We start from the raw sequence: 19135 nt of genomic DNA, 5'->3' as shown, positions 1-19135 counted from the left end.
GGTCCGGGCCGACGACAGGGCCCCAACGAGATCGGCCCCAAGTCAGGGGCCGGGGGTTAGTGCGTTCGTGAAGTTACACCACTCAACGGGACACCATCGTCGGGGACGAACACGAACGTCAGCATCGCGGCCAACGTCGCGGTAGCAAGGGCCCAGAGTTGGCCCGCGAGGGTTCGCTGCCGCCTGCGGTGACGGCCGGTAGTGTGTTGCACGGTCTTCCTCCTGGTGTTGTCAGGTGGTTGATCACGCCCCGACTCGGTGGTCCTAAGCACCGATCGGGGCATCTTCATCTCTGCCGCTGGGGCGGGCGTCACTGGCCCCGAGGTCACACGCCCCGGAACTGCGCCTCCCGCCATCGCGACACAAAGGGCACAAAGTTCCCAATGCCAGCGAAAACGGTGCCGGTTTCGCTGGGGTGGTTGATGGTGGCTTGGGTGAACGAGGTTCTTCAATACCTGTCGCTCGGAAACATCCCCGAACCCAGAATCATCACTGCAGACGAGTGCGCCCGGAACGGTCGAAAGCGGCACGAACCGTCAACGGCCCGCCCCGCTCGCCGGTGAAGTCCCAGTACAGGGCCATCGCGTCCACCAGCGCCAACCCGTACCCGCCTTCCGCCATGAGGGCTTCCCGCTCCGCCGGACCGGCCGTGGTGACGACTTCGGGCACGGTGATCTTCGCGCCCGGCCGAGGACCGTCGTCGGTGACACGGAGCAGGAACAGGCGGCGGCGCCGCTCGATCTCGATCCGCACCCGGCCTCCCGGGAGCCCCGAGGCGGTGTGCCTCAGGGCGTTGGCGTGCAGCTCGGCCAGCGACGCGACCAGGGGTTGGAGCGCCGAAGGCGTCGCCCTGATGGCGCGCGTGGCCCATCGGCGCGCGGTCTGCACGTGCTCTGGGTCGGAGCCGCACACCAGGCCGCTCACGTCCGGGTTCGTGTGAGGAATGCGTTTGGGTAGGTCGATGGTCGGATGGACTGAGGCCATGGTTTTCCACCGGGTCCTTTCGCTGTCGTCTTGGTCGCTGTGGGAGAGCCCGTGCGAAAAGGATGTGGCCAGGACGATTGCCCGGTGAAGGCTGCACGGAGAGTTCCCGAATCTTCCATGGGCCTCTGGAATTCTGTGGAATCCCCCACCGGGGGTGACTCTTTGTGGTCACATGGCCTCATGCACACAGACGAACGTGCCCTCAAGGCCTTCGGACGGGAACTGCGCAGGCTGCGCACGGAAGCCGAGCTGACCCAACAGGCCCTGGCCCGGCGGGTGAGCCAGCGCGGCACCACGATCAGCGACTCGCACGTGTCCGACATCGAGAACGGCCGGGCGATGGCCCGTCCGTGGCTACGGAAGTTCCTGGACGAGATCCTGGAGAGCGACGGCAGGCTGGAGCAGCTCTGGGAGGAGCTGACCGGCTCCGGCCGTCAGGTGTGGCTGCACGAGGTCACCAAGCGCACCCACGCCGCCGACGCCCTGTTCGAGTACCAGTCCCTGGTGTTCCCCGGTTACCTCCAGACCCAGGACTACTCCTACGCGCTCATCCGATACGGAGCACCGTGGCTTTCCCATGAGCAGGTCCTGGCCCTCGCCAAGGAGAGGAGCGACCGCGCCAAGCGCATGGCCGAAGCCGTAGCCCCGATGATTTGGCTGATCATCGACCAGAGCGTCCTCTGGCGCCGCTACGGATCCCCGCAGGTGCAGCGGAACCAACTGGCGTATGTAGCCCATCAGATCGAACGCGAACGGATCACCGTGCAGATGCTCCCGGTCCGGGCTCCACGGCACGCGGGAACGTCAGGACCCAGGCGCATCATCACCACCGCGGACGAACCCGAAGTGGTGTACATGGAATCGGCTGAGGAGGGCCGTATCATCTCCGGCTCAGCCGACATCAGCCGGAGCCGTATGGTGTTCACTGCTCTACAAGGGGCCTCCAGGGACCCACAGGAGACACTGCAAGCCGTCCACGACGAGATGAAGGCGATCGACGATGAGTGACTGGCACAAGAGCAGTTACAGCGGTGGAACCAACGAGTGCGTCGAGGTCCGCGAGCACAGCACAGGAGCAGACGTCCGCGACACCCAGAACCGCAGGTCGGGACACCTGACCTTCAGCGGTCCCGAATGGCACGCCTTTGTCGACACACTCCACTCCGCCAGCGAGTAAACGCCTACGAGACCGTCTCGCCGTTCTCCAGGTAGACCGTCGAGCCCTCCCCACGGGCGCGAGTGCCATGGGTGATCCTGCGCGCGAGCCGGGGGATCGTCACCTCCGTAATCGAGGCCACGTCATGGAATTCGTACCCGGTCAGCTCGGCTGGGTCGAGGACGATCTGGTCCAGCCAGTCCTGGTCGAGCACTCCCCCGTCGAAGACGAAGAGCTGCTTGTCGCCCTCGGAGGGGTTGGGCGCCCAGTCGACAACGAGGAGTCGTCCGATCGGCGGAATGATCCCCAGCTCCTCCTTCACCTCACGCGCCACGGCCTGGGTCGGGGTCTCCCCGTGCTCGATGTAGCCGCCGGGGATGTCCAGGTAGTCCTTGTAAGAGGGGACCACCATCATCACCCAACCGAGGTGATCGAAGAACAGGGCGCCAGCGGCGACCCGAGGGCGGGAGAAGGATTCCGTGAGATCAGAGGCCATGCCCCCGACACTAACGACCCTCACATAGGAGCCCCCATTCCATAGGTCAGGTGAGCCGGTCTTCCACCCCACGCCCGCCACTGGGTTGCATCCCTGCGTCGGCGAAGACCTGGCGGCGCAGCAACCCTCCGTGCTGCATGCGGGCACTGGAGTTGCTTCGCTTCGGTAGACGCCTGTGGGCTTGGGTCTTACTCGGCTTCGGCCAGACTCTCGGCCCCCAGTGACTCTGACCGCCTCCAACCCAGGGTGAGAGTTCCTCACCCCTTGGAGAGGAACTCTCACTTACGGCGGTGACCGTCGCGGTCGGAGACTTCTCCTGTGTCTGCACAGGGAAGGGGAGGTGCCGCACGATGAGCGTCATATCCCAGGAAGATACGGACGAACACCGAAGTTCGAGCGTCGGCGTCCCAGAGCTGGTCTACTTCAACCTCTTCGATGACTGCAACGTGCGCTGCAACATGTGCGAATGCTGGAAGAGGCCCAGGTCAGCGAAATCAGCCGAGGACTTCGTAGAGGTTCTCGACCAGGTTCTCGCGCGGCGTCCGCGAGCGATCAGGTTCACCGGCGGCGAGCCCCTGCTCCTTCGGGGGCTGCCGGACCTTGTACGCCGAGGAGCGGAATCAGGGGCCCGGGTCTCGGTCATCACCAACGGACGCCTACTCACCTCGAAGGCTCGGCGCCTGGCGGACGCCGGGTGCACCGAGATCGTCATCAGCCTGGACGGGGTGGGCACCACCCACGACCGGATCCGGCGGAACCGGGGTCTGTTCGACAAGTGTCTGGCGGGCATCGACGCCGCGACCACGGCGGGCATGAGCTACGGCGTGAACACGGTGGTCCAGCGAATGGGTGTGGAGGATCTCCAGACGCTGGCAGACCTACTGCTCAGCCGCGCCCTGCCGCCGCGCTGGTGGCATCTGATCCCGGTCCGCGACCACGATGACCTCGTCCCGACCGCCGAACAGCGTTCCCACCTCCGCCGACTGATCCCCGCGCTGATCGACCGCGCGGCGGAGCATGGTGTTGACGTGATCGCGGAGCCCGACATGTTCGGCGAGCAGCGGCCCGCACCGTGCACGGTTCCGGCGTTCACCGCGTACGTCAGGGCCGACAGCGGCGAGGTCTACGGATGCAACATGCTGGCCTACGCCGATGGCGTCATCGCCGACGTTCGCGAAGGGTCCGCATCCGGCCACTGGGGCGGGTCACGTGCCGAGGACCTGCGCGCGCGGTGTGCCGAGGGGACGAACACGGCCTGCTCTCGATGTGACCCCGCCTCACGCACGATGAACCACTTCCTCCGGCACCTGGCCGCGGACCACGCGTTGGAAGGAGCGAGTCGATGACGATCGTGCCTGAGACGGGTTCCCCGCGGCTGGCCCTCCACGGAGGCGGCCCCGTACGAGCGGAGAGGAAACCGGCCAACCCGCTGATCAGCGATGCCGCCAAGTCCGAGGTCGTGGAAGTCCTGGAGAGCGGCACGCTCGCACAGTTCTACGGCGGCACCCGGGTACGGCGGTTCGAGAGCGCCTACGCCAGCCGCTTCCAGCGCAAGCACGCCATCGCGGTGAGCTCCGGCACCGCCGCACTGCACCTGGCCTATCTGGCGGCCCGGCTCCCGTCCGGGAGCGAGGCCCTCCTCCCGGCCAACGCCTATGTGTCCGCCGCCTCGGCGATGATCCAGGCCGAGATCGTCCCGGTAGTCGTCGACATCGACCCCCTCACAGGAGCGATGGACCCGGAGGACTGCGCGCGGAAGATCAACGACCGCACCCGGATGCTGGTCCCGGTCCACATGTACGGCCAGCCCTGCCCGATGCCGGAACTCACCACGCTCGCCTCCCGCCACGGGCTCGTGATCATCGAGGACTGCGGTCAATCGCACGGAGCGCCGTCCGCTGGGCGACTGACCGGCACCTTCGGTCTCGCGGCAGCGTTCAGCCTCTGCTGCCGAAAGCACATCGCCGTTGGTGAGGGCGGCATGGTCATCACCGACGACGACGCTTCGCCGAAACGGTCCGCGCGTTGGCGCACAAGGGCAAGGGGGAGGACTGGTTCGACTACCGGGAGATGGGCTACAGCTACAACCTCACGGAGATACAGGCGGTGCTCGGCCTGCACCAGCTCACCCGGCTCGATGAAGAGCTGAGCACGCGAGCGCGATGGGCAGCCCGACTGCGTGAGGAGCTGGCGGGGCTGGAGCTGACCTTCCCGGTCGTACACGACGGGAGCGCTCACGCCTACTTCAAGCTGAACACGCTCGTGCCGACCGGGTTGGCTTCGTGGCGGGACGAGATCGTGAAGGCCATCCGTGCCGAGGGCGTGGGGTGCGACCCGAGCCATCCCTGCCTGACCGACATCGGATGGTTCCGCGAGCAGCGGCCGTCGCTGTTCACGAGGCTGCCCGACGAGCACAGGCCGGATTACGGGGCTGAGGCTGTACCTGTGGCCTCCGACGTCCTGGCGCGTCAGATCTGCATCGAGCTGGGTCCCGGTCTCGGTGAGGATGACATCGCGGCCACCAGTGCCGCCGTCCGCAAGGTCATGGCCCATTACCTGCGTGCTCACGACCTGAAAGGGAGGGTTTCATGAGCACGCGATGGGCGGAGAGCACCGAATCCATACTGTCCGGGGACGATCACCAGAAACTCAGGGCCGCACTTGCCGGAGCCGGTCTGGACACCGGTCCCGATGCCGAATGGGACAGTCTCGACGTCGTGTGCGTGCTTGCGGTCCTCGAACACACACTCGATATGACCCTCGATCCCGTCGCGGCGCACCCACGGAGCCTGCGCCGGTACGAGGCACTGGTGGACGCGGTCGAGGCGGGTGGAGTCAGGTCCGCGCGGCGAGCGCGACTCACGCTCGAACTCCCGTCGAGCGGTGAGCCGTCCGCCGATGACAGGCGGGAGCGCCGACGCACCGAGTACCGGCTCGCTCTGGCGCACCCGGACGTCCGCTTCTCCGTGAGTCGGTGCGAGGAGCTGCGCGTCCTGGCGGTCGCGGACAGTCCCTCCGCCCTCCCGCTCAGCGTCGCCGCCCTGTCGGCTCTCGGCTGTGGCGAAACGGCTTCTCCAGTCGAGTCCTCCTTACCCCGGGTGAGGGCCAGGTACGGCCTCGCACCCGAGGCCGGTGCGGTTGTCGAGGACATCAAGACTGCCGTGCGCGAATTCGTGACCAGCCGTGGAGGCCATCTGTGGCCGCCGGCCGAATCCCTGATCACGGTGGCCGAACTGCGCGAGCTGGGGTACTACGACGCTCACCCCGAACAGGTCATCCACCTGGGCTCGGACACCGCCCTCCTCCCGGCCGCCTGTCTCGGTTCGTTCACCGACCTTGGCCACGGTGACGATCCCGTCATGGCGACCTTTGACGCGGTCGTCTTCCGGCGCGAGCCCGAATACGACGCGGAGCATGGCCGCCTGCCGACGTTCACCTGCCGTGAGATCCTCTGGACTGGCGATCCGGTGTTCACCGCTCGGACCGCCGCCGCGGTGGCGGACTTCCTGGAGGCACTGGCCGAACGGCTCGGTCTCCACTGCCGTTGGGCCGAAGCCGACGATCCGTTCTATCTCTCGGAGTGCGCCCCCGGCCGCAAGCACGAACTACGGGTCCGCACCGCCGAGGGTGAGATCACGCTCGCTTCCGTGAACCGCCACGGGGACCACTTCACCGAGCGGGGGTACGTCCGGTCGGGCTGGACGACCGGATGCGCGGGGCTCGGTCTGGAGCGCTGGGTCCTGGCCCTGTCCTCCACGGGACGGCGCACATGACGCCGCTGACCACACGCCTCGCGACGGCCATGTACGGGCCGGAGCTCGCACAGGAGATGTTCCGCCACGGCGTGCGGCTCCTCAGGCAGCCCCTTGAATGGCTACGCCCTGCGGGGAGCACCTTCGTCACGGGTACGACGACCGACTCCACACCGCCGAACCCGGACGTGGTGGTCTCGGCCGCCTGCGTGGACCACTGCGAAGCCGACACTCGGCGCCTGGCCGCGACCGTACTGGCGGACCTCGCCCACAGCGCGGCGGTCGCCCGCCTCCTGGACCGCCCGCTTCTCTTCCTCATCGGAATCGGGGAGGAGATCCGCGTCGTGCCCGGCGGCCACGAACTGGCGTCGGCGTGGCACGAGGTGGCGCGGCACGTGGAACGTCTCTTCGACCGGCTGAACACTCCCGTCGGGTCCCGTCTCGTCCACACGGACGAGGACGCCCTGTGGAAAGCCGTCAGCACGACGGCGGAATCGGACCGGTCCGATCTGCCGAACGACAGACTCGACGGTCTGTACCACCTGCTGGACGAATCGGCGTTTCCACGCGGAACGCCCTACACGTACTTCTACGACTACTACCGAGCGAACGTCGCCCACTACCGGCGACCCGTGGTCGAACACGTCATGGGCCTGTGCCCCGACGGGGTGCTCATCGTCGAGAACGCCCAGCAGATCAAGGCGGTCGCCGAGGCACGTCGGCTTAACGGGATCTGGCCCACCCACCATCTGGTCACCCTGCCCGCACCAGGCCGCTTCGGCGGAGAGCGTGCCACCAGGAGCGCCGGAAGGGACCGGATACTCCTCGCGGATCTTCTTCAGGATCCCGTGAAGACCCTGGACGGCGCCGATCCAGATGTCCAAGTCTTCTGGCGCTCCGTCATCGGACTCTTCGAACGCTCATGCTCTGAAGGGAGCCTCTCTTGACGTCCAACGGTCCCCGCGTGTTCCTGGCGGCGCCCTACACGCAGTGGCTTGACCCCTCCACCCGGCTGGTGCGCGCGGATCTGCGGAACCGGCTGAACCGCTTGCGCGGAGGGCTCATCGAGGCGGGTGCCCACGTGTTCAGTGCCCATCACAACGAACGCTGGGGAGCGGAGTGGCTCCCCGCCGAAGAATGCACCCCGGCCGACTTCCGTGCCATGCGGGTCGCCGACGCCGTCTGTGCGGTGGTCGGCTCCCCCGCTTCCGGAGGGGTCGCGGTGGAGCTCGGGTGGGCCTCCGCACTCGGCAAACCGGTCCTCGCCATCATGGATGACGGTGCGGACTGCACGCCGCTGATCAGCGGTCTCCACACCATCACCGACGTGACCTACCTCGAAGCCGACATGTGCTGGTCGGACGCCTTCGTGGAGTCCGTGATCCAGGCAACGCTCACCGCGGCGAAGACGAATACTGAGGCTCCCTCTCCGGGCGGTGCCGAGGCCAGGTTGGGCGGGACCGGCTACGTCGGAGTGTCAGGCCGGTGAGCGCGCTACCTGCCCTGGCTGTCTGCGCGGTCGACTTCGGCTGGGGCGGCGCCGGCAAGCTCAGCGCGATTCTCGAAGCGGTGGAGAGCCGCGGGCCCGGGTTCCGTCTCGTCGTGCTCGGCAGTACGCTCGGGCGCCGGATCCTGGCCGGGCTCGAGGTCGAGGCCTGGTACGAGGAGTGGCCTCGGGACCGGGATCAGCTGCGTGCGCTGCTCGATCGTCACGGGGTGGTGGCCGGTCTGGTGGTGCTCGACCCTGAGGCCGCCGAGGCGTTGCAGGCAGTCGACTGCCCCACGGTCTACGTCGACAGCCTCCCCTACCTGTGGACCGAGGCCGATGCCGTCCCGCACGGCGTCACCGCCTACTGCGCGCAGAAGTGCCCGGTCCTGCCCCGACCGGCCTGGCGGCCGTTGAGCCGGATCGCCCGTCTGCACTGGGTGGACCCCATCGTCAAACGGGTTTCAGAGAGGATCCGAGATCCCGCCATGGCGGTGATCAACCTCGGTGGGCTGCACTCGTCCACCAACCCGGACGGCAACCCGGCGTATCTGAGACTTGTGCTCGGGCCGACCCTGCGGGCACTGGCCCGATCCGGCATCACCAGGACGCACATCTGTGGCAACGTGGGTCCCGAAGACCTGAGTGGGCTCACCGACGAGCTGACGATCATCGACTCAGTGGGACCCAGAACCCACGAGGCCTTCCTCACCCTGACGGCCGGTGCGGGCCTGCTCGTCACCTCCCCCGGCCTGACCACGCTGTTGGAAGCGCAGAGCGCGGGAACCCCGACCGTCTGTCTGCCTCCGCAGAACCTCAGCCAGATCTTCAACTCCGACCGCTTCGTCTACACAGTCGACCGGCGGGCGCGCGTCACCTGGAGCCCCGCGGTGCTCGACCGGGACACCGTGGAGCTGGCCCGGTTGAACGGGGAGGAAGCCGCACTCGAAGTCATCGACGCAGCACTGAACGCCGCCGACCCCGATAGGCTCGCCGCCACCTTGGAGACCGATGTGAGCGCGGCCGTCGCATACATCAGGAGTGCTTCCGCTGGAGGGAGACAGGACGCGGCCGACGAAGGTTCCGGCCAGGTGGCGGAAATCCTCGAGAACGTGGTCCATGAAACGATGACACAGCGGTTGAGCACAGGAGTCCTATGAGTCACCTATCCGTCACGGACATCTCCTACGCCCACCCCGGCGGCGAGGACCTGTTCTTCGGGGTGTCCTTCCTCGTATCCCCCGGTGAGCACGTCGCGCTGATCGGCAACAACGGCGTCGGCAAGTCCACGCTCATGCGGATCCTGGGTGGTGGGCTCGAACCTGACGAAGGCGAGATCTCCATCGGGGGACCAGCGCTCCACATGCCCCAGGACGTGGGATTCGACCGCCCGAACGAGACCGTACGCCAGATGCTGCTGCGGTTCGCCCCGCGTCCCCTCGACGAGGTCGGGCGTCGGATCACCGACGCCGAGCTCCGCCTGGCCGAGGGCGACGACCGGGCCGGGCTGGAACTGGGAGACGCGATCAGCGAATGGTCCGACCTGGGCGGTTACGAGCTGGAGGCCCGGTGGGACGCGACGCTGCGGCGAGTGATGAGAGTAGGCCTGTCCGAGGTCGGAGACCGGAAGGTCACCGAGCTGTCCGGCGGGGAGCGCAAGCAGATCGTGCTCGACGCCCTGTTCCATTCCGACGCGGCCGTGCTCCTTCTCGACGAGCCCGACAACTACCTCGACATTCCAGCGAAGCGGTGGCTGGAGAACCTGCTGGCCACGTCACCGAAGACGGTGCTGCTCATCAGCCACGACCGCGAGCTGCTGGGTAGGGCTGCCGCCAAGGTCGTCACCCTGGAGGCCACCGGGGCCTGGATCCACCCCGAGTCCTACGTGACCTACGAGGAGGCCCGGGAGAAGCGCCAGCGGTCACTCGGAGACGAGCTGCAGCGGTGGAAGGAGGAAGAACGGCGCCTCTTCCAGCACTACAAGATCATGAAGCAGCGGGCCGCCCTCAATTCCCGCAACGCTCCCAAGGCGGACGCCGCGGAGACCCGTTGGCGCAGGTTCGTCGACGCCGGGCCGCCACCGCCTCCGGTCCCGGACCAGAGGATCCACGTACGGCTGCGCGGTTCGGCGTCGGGTCGGCGTGTGCTGCGCTGCGGAGGCCTGGGACTCGACGGTCTCGTCCTGCCCTTCGACACGGAGCTGCGCTTCGGTGAACGTGTCGGTCTGATCGGTCCGAACGGGTCCGGGAAATCCCATCTCATGCGGCTGTTCGCCGGTGAGGACGTTCCCTTCGAGGGATCCTACGATCTGGGAAGCCGGGTCCGGCCAGGCCACTTCACCCAGGTCAACGTCCGGGACGACTTCCTCGGATCCGTGGTGGTCGACATCGTCAGCCGGTGGACCGGTAACCATGAGTCCTCGATGTCCGCGCTGGCCCGCTACGGACTGCAGGCATCCGCGCACCGCCCCTACGACACCCTCTCCGGAGGGCAGAAGGCGCGCCTGGAGGTCCTCTGCCTGGAGCTTGAAGGGAGCAATCTGCTGCTGTTGGACGAGCCGACTGACAACCTCGACATCGACTCCTCGGTCGCGCTGGAACACGCGCTCGACGGGTTCGAGGGAACGGTACTGGCCGTCTCGCACGACCGAGCGTTCCTCCGGACCCTCGACTGGTTCCTGTACCTCCAGCACGACGGCAGGTTCTTCGAGATCACGGACTACGAGGACGCGGTCCGTGTCGTGGCGGGAGAAACCGATCCGCACTCCTCCGGTTCCATCAGGTCCCTCACCGTCCGGCGGACCTAACGACACCTGACGGTGGTCGGCAGGGACGCGTGTTGATCGCGACGATCCGCGACAGTTCCGGCCGACCACCGCTCGTGAGCCGGAAGGCGAGCACCGTGAGGTGGGCCTCCGCCAACTGGAACATCCGGGCCTCCGGCGCGATGCCGCAGAGCGCGCTGACCGCCCAGCAGTGCGGGCCTCCGTGGGACACGGCGACGACCCGCCTGTAGGGACCTGAGACGAGCCGTTCGACGCTTTCCCGCCCCCGTTGGACCGCGGCGGCGAAGGATTCGTCGCCGCCGATCACCAGACCGTCGGTGTTCCGGCGGTGCACGGCCTCCAGGACCGCAGGTCCGTGTCGCACGGCGATCTCATCGAGGCTGAGTCCCTCCAGGCTGTGGAAGGTCCGTTCCAAGAGGCCGGGCTCGAGTTCCGGCTCCATGCCGATGCGCTCGGCTATCCGTGCGGCCGTCTGCCTGGCTCGCAGAGACGGCGAACTGTAGAGACGCTCCGGGCGGAAAGCGGCGACCTCCTCCGCGACCCGCTGTGCCGCGCTCTCACCTCTCTCAGTGAGGGGGCGTTGGTCGTCGGCGTCCCAGACATCCTGGCTGCTCACGGCCTCGCCGTGCCGCACGAAGACCAACAGGCGCTCACTCTCGGCCATACGACCACCTCCAGCGGTCGGGGAGTTCCGTTCGCAACTTCGTTCGGTACCAATCGCGCCAGCGGGTCTCGACCGACGCGTTCCACTTCCCGGCCGCCGCACGCTCCTCTTTCGTGACAGGACGCTCGGTGATGAAAGCCGTCCACAGGGGCAAGAGCTGGAACCCCCGTCTGGCTTTCGCCTCGTAGGCTCCCAGCCCCGCGTACACCCAGTGCAGGTTGTGCTCGTGCGCGTAACGCAGTGGAGCGCCATAGGTCAGGACGAAGTAGGCGCCGTCCCTGTCGACCAGGTCGTCGGTGGCGCCGAAGGAACGGATATGGAGACCGCCGTGGGAGACGATCGCGGTGGTCACGGCCACCAGCCGCCGCGCCCGCCTCGCGGTGAAGGCGATCATCCTCCGCCCCATGACGTCCGACTGGGCCGTGAGCAGACTCTCGGTCCTCTTCCGATCAGCGGGGCCGCCGCGTCGCGCGGTACCGGCGACGATGAGATCGAGCGCCTCGTCGACGATCTCGGTCAAGGGTTCGACCCCGAGTTCCAGGCCCGCGTCCGAGAAGCGTCGCTCCTCCCGCAGGAGTTTCCAGCGGCGCCGTGCGGACATCTCCGCCAGGTGTTCCTCGAAGCTCGGTTGGCGGATCTCCATGAACGTCGTTGGCTCACACCGCAGCGCCAGGGTGTTCTCCGGCTTGGCGGTGATGATCCGCGCCGCCGCGTCCTGAGCGAGGAAGGGCCAGGACAGCGAGCGGTGAGCGTGTTCTGTTGAGAGGGACAGCGCCCGTTCGACGAGTCCGGTGACCGCCGCCGTCGCCGTGCTGTCGTGGGTTTCGGGGTCGGATCGCACCGGGCCGGTAGACACCGTGCTGTTCCACGAACCGACGGTCAGGCAGGGGGTCCAGCTCGGAGCGGGCCCAAGCGCGGGCCGCAGGACACTGCTCGCGTGGTCGTACCCGCCACCCGGCCGCACCCCGTCAACGAGGACAGGGAGCATCGCCGGGTCGCTGGACGGGGTGACCAGGTAGCGGAGACGCGCGCCTGCGGTCTCAGCGAGACGGAACCACCCTGGTGAGGAGAAGAGTCCCGCGAAACGCTCGCCCTGCGGCCACACCTCATCCGGTACGCCGCTCACCGTGTCGAATTCCCTGATCTGCGTCATTCCCGCCCGCCGTAGGTGACCGCCAGGCCTACGCCCCGCTCGAACCGCTGGCGCAGACGGGCGTCATGGGCCTGCCGCTCATGTCGAAGCCGGTGGACCTCGCTGCCCGAGGGCCATGCGAGGTCGACCCGTTCCCGGCTACCGGTGGCCAGAAGGTGCTTCAGAGTGTCCGGACTACCGAACAGGTCGACGCGCTCCAGGTCGGCGTCGGCCCAGCAGCGGGGAAGTCCATCGACCATGAGGAACATGCCGGGGGCGTACCGTCTGAAGCGTGCGTCGAAGGACCACTCCAGTGCGTACACGGTGGAGCCGTGCCTTGCGTCCAACCGGTAGGCGATCGCACGTCCGTCCAGCATCGCGGCGGACAGCCGGACCACACCTTCGTCCAGGAGGTCCTGGTAGTAGCCGAGCTGTCCCTCGCTGGCCAGATCGAGTCCGACCGAGGCCTTCCAGGAGCGCCCCTCGATGTCGGCCAGGGCGGATCGGGCGGCGTCACCGGCGAGGGCCTCCGTCCTCAGCGCCTTCCTCCACCGACGCGCCTTGCGTGGGGCCTGCGAACCATGGCGATCGTGGAACCTGGCGAGGATGCCGCGTCCTCGATCCTCCCAGTCGATCACCGGAGAGTGGCTGCGGTTCCACACCGCCATACCGGGAACCGCCGCGAGGACTCCTGCCGCGGCCGTCTCCGGGTAGGCGAGCGGAAAGTACAGGTACGCCGCGTCGAGGTCACGGGCGATCCACCCCAGCAACCGTCGCAGGGTCTCCGGTTCCAGCTCCCGATCGGCCAGGACGGGCGCGCCGGGAAACACGGACCGCCAATGGTCCCCTGACCTCCGGAAAGCGAACAGGCAGCGGGGCTCCTCGTCCGGCCAGACGTAGACGGCGTGGTCGGAGGCGATCGAGGAGAGTCTCGCCGCGAGCACCGCTGGATGCTGGTGCGGCATCTCTCCCGCCGCGGTGAACAGCTCGCCGTGTCCCCGTATCGCATCGGAGTAGGCGAAACGGTGGCCCTTCGCAGGCCACAGCCGCCGTAACAGCCCCACCCCGCTCACCGTCCCGGCACCCCACGGTCCTCGACCAGCCGCAACACGGTCCGGATCTTCTCCGGCTGGCTCATGACGATGTCGTGCGGGCCCTCCCCCCGCAGATAGCGGCCGCCGTGATGGGCGACGCTCTCGAACTTGGCCATGAGCAACCCGGTCAGCGCGTCATCGACGGTGAAGGGAACACCTCCCGCGTCGCCGTACGCCGCCAGGACGTTCCCCAGCATCTCCAGTGGAGCCGACGATCCCGAACGGAGGATCACGGTCTGCGCGACCGTCGCCACGTCGGCCAGGACCAGGTCGACACGTGCGTGGTCCCAGTCCAGCAAGCCGGTCAGAACCGGCGGGTGGGCTTCGCCGAGTCGGAGGTTCGGGTTGGACGGATCACCGTGCACCAGCTGCATCGGATGCCGGGTGAGCCGGTCCAGACGTGCCCGGATCAGTACCTCGGCCCGCGCCAGGATGTCTCGCTGTTCGGTCGTGTACTCCAGTCGGGGGTCGGCCACGAGAGCCGCCCCCTCATCGAAGAGCTTGACCGAGTTCTCACCCGACACCGCCAGATCGCCGGGCAGGTCCCGCAACAGGCGGTGCAGCGACGCCAGCCCGGATGCCACCGTTTCCATGTCGGCCAGCGACGACGCCTGCGGCTGGCGTCCCCCCAGGTGCGCGGTCAACGACCAGGCGTACCCGCCAACTCGGGGCGTGAAGTCGCCGGTCCGCGAGGGCAGGAACGAGGGAACCTCGAATGTCTCGCCCGCTTGCTCGGCCACGGCGGCGCACAGGCTCCGGAGCCGATCCATCGTCTCCTCGTGTGTGTCGGGAACGCACGTCAGCCAGGAATCGCCGACGCGCCAGGTCGCCTTGTTCACCCCGACGTCGACGCGCACGGGGGCTGTGGTGAGCTCCCAGCCCTCAGCGCTGATCTCCTCAGCGAGGGCGTCCAAAACGCTCGATTCGGTCTGGTGTGTCATACGGCTGCGTCCTCACTCGTCACGAACGGAACACCGCGGTACTGGGCGGGCACGACCTTCGTGACCGTGACACGGTCGTACAGGGCCTCGAGCCGCGGCAGGGGCGGTTCACGCCAGGGCCCCAGTCTTTCGCGAACCGCCCTCCGCCACGGCTCTCCTCGGAATGTCGCGTCGGGATGCAGGGGACGGCCGACGCCGTCCAGCCGGGGCAGGCGGGAGAGAGCCACTTCGGCCTGGGCCCATGAAGGCAGCAGTCCTGAACGTGCCGCGCTCAGCGCGTCGCGGGTCACCTCGCGCCACGCATAGACGTGGTCCCCATAGGTGGAGAGAGCGCGGTACGCGGCGGCCTCGGCGGTGGGGTGCATCCGCAGTTCGAGACCGACACCGACCTTCCGCCCCCGGCCGTCACGTCCGCCGTTGAGGAGCAGCCGCACCCGATCGATGACTTCCTGCCCGCCGGCCACCACACCGCCGCCCTCGGCGCCGAGGGGCTTTCCGGTGCGGAACGATGAGACCACCGCCACGGCTCGTGCGGTCGCCTCCCGCCAGACCAGGGGATCCGGGGTCTGCGCGAGATCGATGACCAGGGGAACATCATGGTCCTCGGCCCAGTGCTGCCACAATGCCAGGTCGATGGCGAAGCCGCCGTAGGGTGCGTAAAGAACAAAGCCGATCTCTGCGGTCGCCGCTATACCGTCGGCGTGAACAGGTGACATCCCGAACGATTCGTCGATGTCCACCATCACGGGCCGCATCCCCGCGTAGAGCACCGCGTTGACGACACCCGAGCAGATCCATCCGGGCATCAGCACCGCGCGGCCAGGGGAGGACACGCAGGACGCGACAGCGAGAACGGCGGCGCTCCCGCTGACCGTCGTCACCGCTGCCTCGGCCCCCAGCTGTGCCGCCGCGAGGAGGTCCAGCTCATACCGTCGCATCGATTCACCTCCGCCCTTGCCCGGGTCGTTCTCCCAACGCTTCAGGCAGTGTCACCCACCTGCGGATATCAGGGGTAGTGAGAGAAACTCTCCGGGATGATTCCGCTTTTCAGGAGCAGTGCCCGGATCCGACATGAGAGCCGCTCTCACCCGACCGGACGGCGATATTACGTATTGGGGTGGTGACACCCCCTCTTCGCCGTTAGCTTGGCGTGGAGAGCCTCCCCTCGGAAAGCAGGCCATGCCTCATCTCACAGCAGCGCCTCATGATCTGAAATGTGCTTCACGCCTTCGCCAGACCATGCTGGATGCGGCCGGTATCCGACCCTCGGATCCCCCTCCTGGCTGGTCGCGGGCGCAGATCGCCCAAGCCATCCACGAGTGCTGCGGCCACCTCCGCCTCAAGTGCTTCCGCCTAGCGTCCGGTTGGACCGTCATCTCCGCGATCGAGCAGTTCCATCGGATGTGTGACCAGGAAGGAATCAAACGCCGTGGGCTGACGGAACGGTCCTGGCGTCAGTGGGAGGCGGGAGATCGGCCGAGCCGGGACTACGAGGACCTGCTGTGCAGACTGTTCGGCACTGGGCCGGTACAGCTCGGCTTCGCGTCCGACTACACACAGCGGCCAACGCGGTCGGGCTTGGCCCTTCCGGCTCCGCGGGATCCGGCCGCGTACGGTCGACTGGTAGTCGTGCGAGGCCTTGACACCCCCGCACTGGGCGAGGGCATCGCCTACCGGACCGAAGAGGAAGTGATCATGGCTGCCGCCCGGGAATCCGCGCGCTTCGGTCAGCGCGCCGAAAGAACGAATGTCGGACCCCAGACCCTGGACCAACTCGACGCCGACCTGCGACGCCTCATCTCGGCCTACCCCCGCCGCCCGGTCTTCCCCACCTTCCTCGAGGTCCTGGAGCTGCGCAACCGCGCATTCGAGCTGCTGGAAGGCCAGCAGCACCCACGGCAGACACGGGACCTGTATCTCGTCGCGGGCATTGCGTGCGGCATCCTGTCGAACGCCTCCTTCGACCTGGGGAAGATGGACGCTGCGGGGACCCAGGCCCGGACGGCGTATCTGTGCGCGGAGCTCGCGGGCAGCAACTGGCTGCGGATCTGGGTACGGGGAATGCAGAGCATGATCGCCTACTGGGGTGATCGCTTCGAGGAGGCCATCGACCTGGCGTCGTCCGTCCGGGAGCTCACCCCCGAGCATGGCTCATCCGCCGTCCGTCTCGCCTCCGTCGAAGCACGGGCACAAGCCCGGCTGCACAACACCGAGGCTGCTCTTGCGGCCCTGACCGCTGCTACCGTGGCGCGCGAAGCGATGACCCGCCCCGACGACTTCGGCGGCATGATGGCCTTCCCTGAGGAGAAGCAGCTCTTCTACAGCAGCACTTGCCAGGTGTGGCTGGGTGGGGAATCGAGATTCCGCGAAGCGGCACGGAACGCGTCCGAGGCCGTCTCCGTCTACCAGGAGGCACCACCGGAGCGGCGGCGGATCGGGGAGATGTGCCTGGCCAGGCTCGATGTCGCCTCCGCACACCTGGGGCTGGGGGAGCTCGAAGGGGCCGCGCACGAGGTCCGGTCGGTCTTCGACGCCGCCACGCTCCGGCGCACCGACAGTGTGAGGCAGAGGCTCCAACAGGTGAAGGAGCAGATGGGGGAATCGCGACTACGCACGGCACCCCTGGCGGGGAATCTGCGGGATGAGATCATCGAGTTCTGTGCCGCCCCCGTCCCCGCCCTCCCGGAAGGTGCCGCATCATGACCTCTCTTCTGACCGTCGCCCTGCTGCACCCCGGACAGATGGGCGCGGCGATCGGGCGTGAGCTCGTCCGCTCAGGCGCCCCTGTGCTGTGGTGCCCCACGGGACGCAGCGCCGCCAGCGCCAAGAGAGCTTCCGAAGCGGGCCTGAAACCGGTGGCGGATCTGAAGCGGTTGCTGAGTGAGGCCTCCGTCGCCATCTCCCTGTGCCCACCAGCAGCCGCAGAGGAGACCGCCGCGTCGGTTCGTGAAGCTGGCTTCACAGGGGTCTTCGTCGAGGCCAACGCCATCAGCCCGGAGCGTGCGGGGCGGATCGCCGACGACCTCACGGTGAACGGCGCACAGGTCGTGGACGGGTCCGTGATCGGACCGCCGCCCGGCGGCTCCGTCGGCACCCATCTCTACCTAGCCGGTGTTTCCGCAGAGGTCTCCGCGGTCGTGAAGCTGTTCGAGGGAACAGCCGTTGAACCAATCGCCATCGACGGCCCTGTGGGCAGGGCGTCGGCACTGAAGATGGCGTACGGCTCCTACCAGAAAGCCGCGTGTGCCCTCGCGGCCGTCGCCCAGGCACTCGCCGATGCTCACGGTGTGTCCGAACAGCTCACAGCGGAGGCACGACGGCTCGCGAAGTCTCCGCTCGCCACACCCGACTACCTGTCTGGTGTGGCGGCGAAGGCCTGGCGGTGGGCACCGGAGATGAGAGAAGTGGCCGACACCCTGGCCGCCACCGGCATTCCCAGCGATCTGGCGACGGCAGCCGCGTCGGCGTTCGAGCTCTGGAACGGGGACAAGGACAACTTCGACATCCCCTTGCCCGACGTGCTCGCTCACCTTCGCGCCGGCAGGCCCGCGCCGGTCAGTGACCAATAGATCCGCTTGTCCTGCTCTCCCACCCTGTGTTCTGGCAGCATGGTGTGACTCGTCGTTTCCTCTGGCGTATCGGCATGCCACTCAGTAAGGCACGGCACCGTCGTGTCAGATGCCGATGGGGGTCTGTCAAGTTAAGGGCTCTGTCCCCATTCCGGTGGTAACGGTCGGTGAGCTCACTGCAGGAGGATGCGGTGTCGGAGAAGGGGAAACCCGGCCCGCCCGTACATCTGCCTCTTGATCAGCTTCGATTTCGTGTTCACCCCCTCGGTGCCGCCGTTGTGGAAGGGCATGGTCAAAGCCGCGTCGACCGCGGCCCGGTCCTGGTCGAGCCCGCGGGTGAAGGCGTGCAGATGGGGCAGGTCGTCTTCACGAACGCCAGTGATCCACGCGCTCAAGGCCTCGGCGTTGCCCGGGGAGGGTTCCACACGCCGTGCGAAGCCGCGAATGTGGTCGGCCAACCGGGCCATCTCCGGGCATGCCGCGGTCAGATCTGTGAGGGTCCGGCGTTCTTCGGGTGTGAGCCGGTCGGGGTGGGCCAGGAGCAGTTCACTGAAGGCCTTGGGCGAGACCGCCTCCCGGTCGCTGTCGAGTCGGCCCTGGTTGATGTACTTGTAGAGCAGGTTGAGACTGCCCGTATAGCCGAGCCGACGGATCTCGCCGAAGAGGTGCTGGACGGGCACGGCCGGGTCTTCTTCCCTTCGTCGACGCAGGTGATCGCGGTAGGGATCGACCAGGCAGGCGCGGTACTGCGGGGCCCGGCGCAGCCGGTCGGGCTCGCTGGCGCGGGCGTAGCGTTTGACGGTGTTCAAAGACAGGTGGAGTCTGCGGGCGCACTCCAGCAGGCCCACGCCCTGGCCGAGCATGCCGTGGATGTGGTGCCAGCGCTCGATGGTGGACTCCTGGTGGTCCAGCTTTTGGCGGGGTGGTCCGGCCTTGGCCCAGCAGGTGCTGTGGGAGGCGACCTCCTTGGGCACCGCCTCGGACAGGTTGTTGGGTCGGTCGGGGCGCTGCCGGGATTGCTCCTGGTGGGTTTCCCCGACCCGCCCGCCGAACCCGGCGTGCCCGTCTCCGAGCAC

Annotated in this window: 18 protein-coding genes and 1 pseudogene; 11 read left to right on the top strand and 8 right to left on the bottom strand. The window is 67.7% G+C overall.

Annotation, left to right across the window (positions count from 1 at the left end; translation table 11 throughout):
* Positions 1-489: 489 nt before the first annotated feature.
* The gene (locus BJF83_RS21120) at positions 490-984 is read right to left on the bottom strand and encodes an ATP-binding protein (RefSeq protein WP_075927683.1); all 495 of its coding nucleotides are present in this window, start codon (positions 982-984) and stop codon (positions 490-492) included.
* A gap of 180 nt (positions 985-1164) precedes the next feature.
* On the opposite strand from BJF83_RS21120, the gene BJF83_RS21115 reads away from it, so the two are divergent.
* Positions 1165-1992, top strand: coding sequence for a helix-turn-helix transcriptional regulator (locus BJF83_RS21115; RefSeq protein ID WP_075927682.1), 828 nt, complete (start codon positions 1165-1167; stop codon positions 1990-1992).
* The gene (locus tag BJF83_RS21110; protein WP_075927681.1) at positions 1985-2161 is read left to right on the top strand and encodes a DUF397 domain-containing protein; all 177 of its coding nucleotides are present in this window, start codon (positions 1985-1987) and stop codon (positions 2159-2161) included. The genes BJF83_RS21115 and BJF83_RS21110 overlap by 8 nt, the downstream gene beginning before the upstream one ends.
* A 4-nt stretch (positions 2162-2165) precedes the next feature.
* On the opposite strand, the gene BJF83_RS21105 is transcribed toward BJF83_RS21110, so the two are convergent.
* Complete coding sequence (locus BJF83_RS21105) at positions 2166-2636, bottom strand: NUDIX hydrolase (protein ID WP_075927680.1); 471 nt, start codon at positions 2634-2636, stop codon at positions 2166-2168.
* 350 nt (positions 2637-2986) lie between these two features.
* On the opposite strand from BJF83_RS21105, the gene BJF83_RS21100 reads away from it, so the two are divergent.
* The 7 genes and pseudogenes from BJF83_RS21100 (at position 2987) to BJF83_RS21065 (ending at position 10680) form a co-directional block, all read left to right on the top strand.
* A complete protein-coding gene (locus tag BJF83_RS21100; RefSeq protein WP_075927679.1) occupies positions 2987-3982 on the top strand; it encodes a radical SAM/SPASM domain-containing protein in 996 nt (331 codons plus the stop codon).
* Positions 3979-5228, top strand: a pseudogene (locus tag BJF83_RS31285) (DegT/DnrJ/EryC1/StrS family aminotransferase). The gene BJF83_RS21100 and the pseudogene BJF83_RS31285 overlap by 4 nt, the downstream one beginning before the upstream one ends.
* Complete coding sequence (locus BJF83_RS21085; RefSeq protein WP_075927676.1) at positions 5225-6409, top strand: hypothetical protein; 1185 nt, start codon at positions 5225-5227, stop codon at positions 6407-6409. Before BJF83_RS31285 ends, BJF83_RS21085 begins: the two are co-directional and overlap by 4 nt.
* Positions 6406-7335, top strand: a complete 930-nt coding sequence (locus BJF83_RS21080) for a hypothetical protein (protein WP_075927675.1) — start codon at positions 6406-6408, stop codon at positions 7333-7335. The genes BJF83_RS21085 and BJF83_RS21080 overlap by 4 nt, the downstream gene beginning before the upstream one ends.
* Positions 7332-7877 (top strand): nucleoside 2-deoxyribosyltransferase, encoded by a 546-nt coding sequence (locus BJF83_RS21075; RefSeq protein WP_075927674.1) that lies wholly within the window; start codon positions 7332-7334, stop codon positions 7875-7877. Before BJF83_RS21080 ends, BJF83_RS21075 begins: the two co-directional genes overlap by 4 nt.
* On the top strand, positions 7874-9034 hold the full coding sequence (locus BJF83_RS21070) for a hydroxymethylcytosylglucuronate/cytosylglucuronate synthase (protein ID WP_075927673.1): 1161 nt from the start codon (positions 7874-7876) through the stop codon (positions 9032-9034). The genes BJF83_RS21075 and BJF83_RS21070 overlap by 4 nt, the downstream gene beginning before the upstream one ends.
* A complete protein-coding gene (locus BJF83_RS21065) occupies positions 9031-10680 on the top strand; it encodes an ABC-F family ATP-binding cassette domain-containing protein (protein ID WP_075927672.1) in 1650 nt (549 codons plus the stop codon). Before BJF83_RS21070 ends, BJF83_RS21065 begins: the two co-directional genes overlap by 4 nt.
* Here BJF83_RS21065 and BJF83_RS21060 read toward each other — a convergent pair.
* From BJF83_RS21060 to BJF83_RS21040, 5 genes are all read right to left on the bottom strand, one after another.
* Positions 10661-11323 (bottom strand): histidine phosphatase family protein, encoded by a 663-nt coding sequence (locus tag BJF83_RS21060; protein WP_075927671.1) that lies wholly within the window; start codon positions 11321-11323, stop codon positions 10661-10663. The genes BJF83_RS21065 and BJF83_RS21060 overlap by 20 nt on opposite strands.
* The gene (locus tag BJF83_RS21055) at positions 11310-12449 is read right to left on the bottom strand and encodes a peptidogalycan biosysnthesis protein (RefSeq protein WP_158070422.1); all 1140 of its coding nucleotides are present in this window, start codon (positions 12447-12449) and stop codon (positions 11310-11312) included. Before BJF83_RS21055 ends, BJF83_RS21060 begins: the two co-directional genes overlap by 14 nt.
* A 23-nt stretch (positions 12450-12472) precedes the next feature.
* Positions 12473-13399, bottom strand: a complete 927-nt coding sequence (locus BJF83_RS21050) for a GNAT family N-acetyltransferase (RefSeq protein ID WP_158070421.1) — start codon at positions 13397-13399, stop codon at positions 12473-12475.
* A 125-nt stretch (positions 13400-13524) separates the two neighbouring features.
* Positions 13525-14490, bottom strand: a complete 966-nt coding sequence (locus tag BJF83_RS21045) for a phosphotransferase enzyme family protein (RefSeq protein WP_075927668.1) — start codon at positions 14488-14490, stop codon at positions 13525-13527.
* Positions 14487-15428, bottom strand: a complete 942-nt coding sequence (locus BJF83_RS21040) for a DegT/DnrJ/EryC1/StrS family aminotransferase (protein WP_075927667.1) — start codon at positions 15426-15428, stop codon at positions 14487-14489. Before BJF83_RS21040 ends, BJF83_RS21045 begins: the two co-directional genes overlap by 4 nt.
* A 691-nt stretch (positions 15429-16119) precedes the next feature.
* On the opposite strand from BJF83_RS21040, the gene BJF83_RS26260 reads away from it, so the two are divergent.
* Positions 16120-17193: a hypothetical protein gene (locus BJF83_RS26260; RefSeq protein ID WP_143832022.1), complete on the top strand. Its 1074-nt coding sequence runs from the start codon at positions 16120-16122 to the stop codon at positions 17191-17193.
* Positions 17194-17231: 38 nt separating this feature from the next.
* Positions 17232-18059 (top strand): NAD(P)-dependent oxidoreductase, encoded by an 828-nt coding sequence (locus BJF83_RS21030; RefSeq protein WP_262391733.1) that lies wholly within the window; start codon positions 17232-17234, stop codon positions 18057-18059.
* Between the two features lie 173 nt (positions 18060-18232).
* Here BJF83_RS21030 and BJF83_RS21025 read toward each other — a convergent pair.
* A partial coding sequence (locus tag BJF83_RS21025; RefSeq protein WP_143832021.1) for a transposase occupies positions 18233-19135 on the bottom strand: 903 nt, incomplete at its 5' end.

Source organism: Nocardiopsis sp. CNR-923 (genome assembly GCF_001942255.1).
Lineage (GTDB): Bacteria > Actinomycetota > Actinomycetes > Streptosporangiales > Streptosporangiaceae > Nocardiopsis.
Note: the sequence above shows the minus strand (reverse complement) of the source record. Positions and strands in the feature narration are given on the sequence as shown.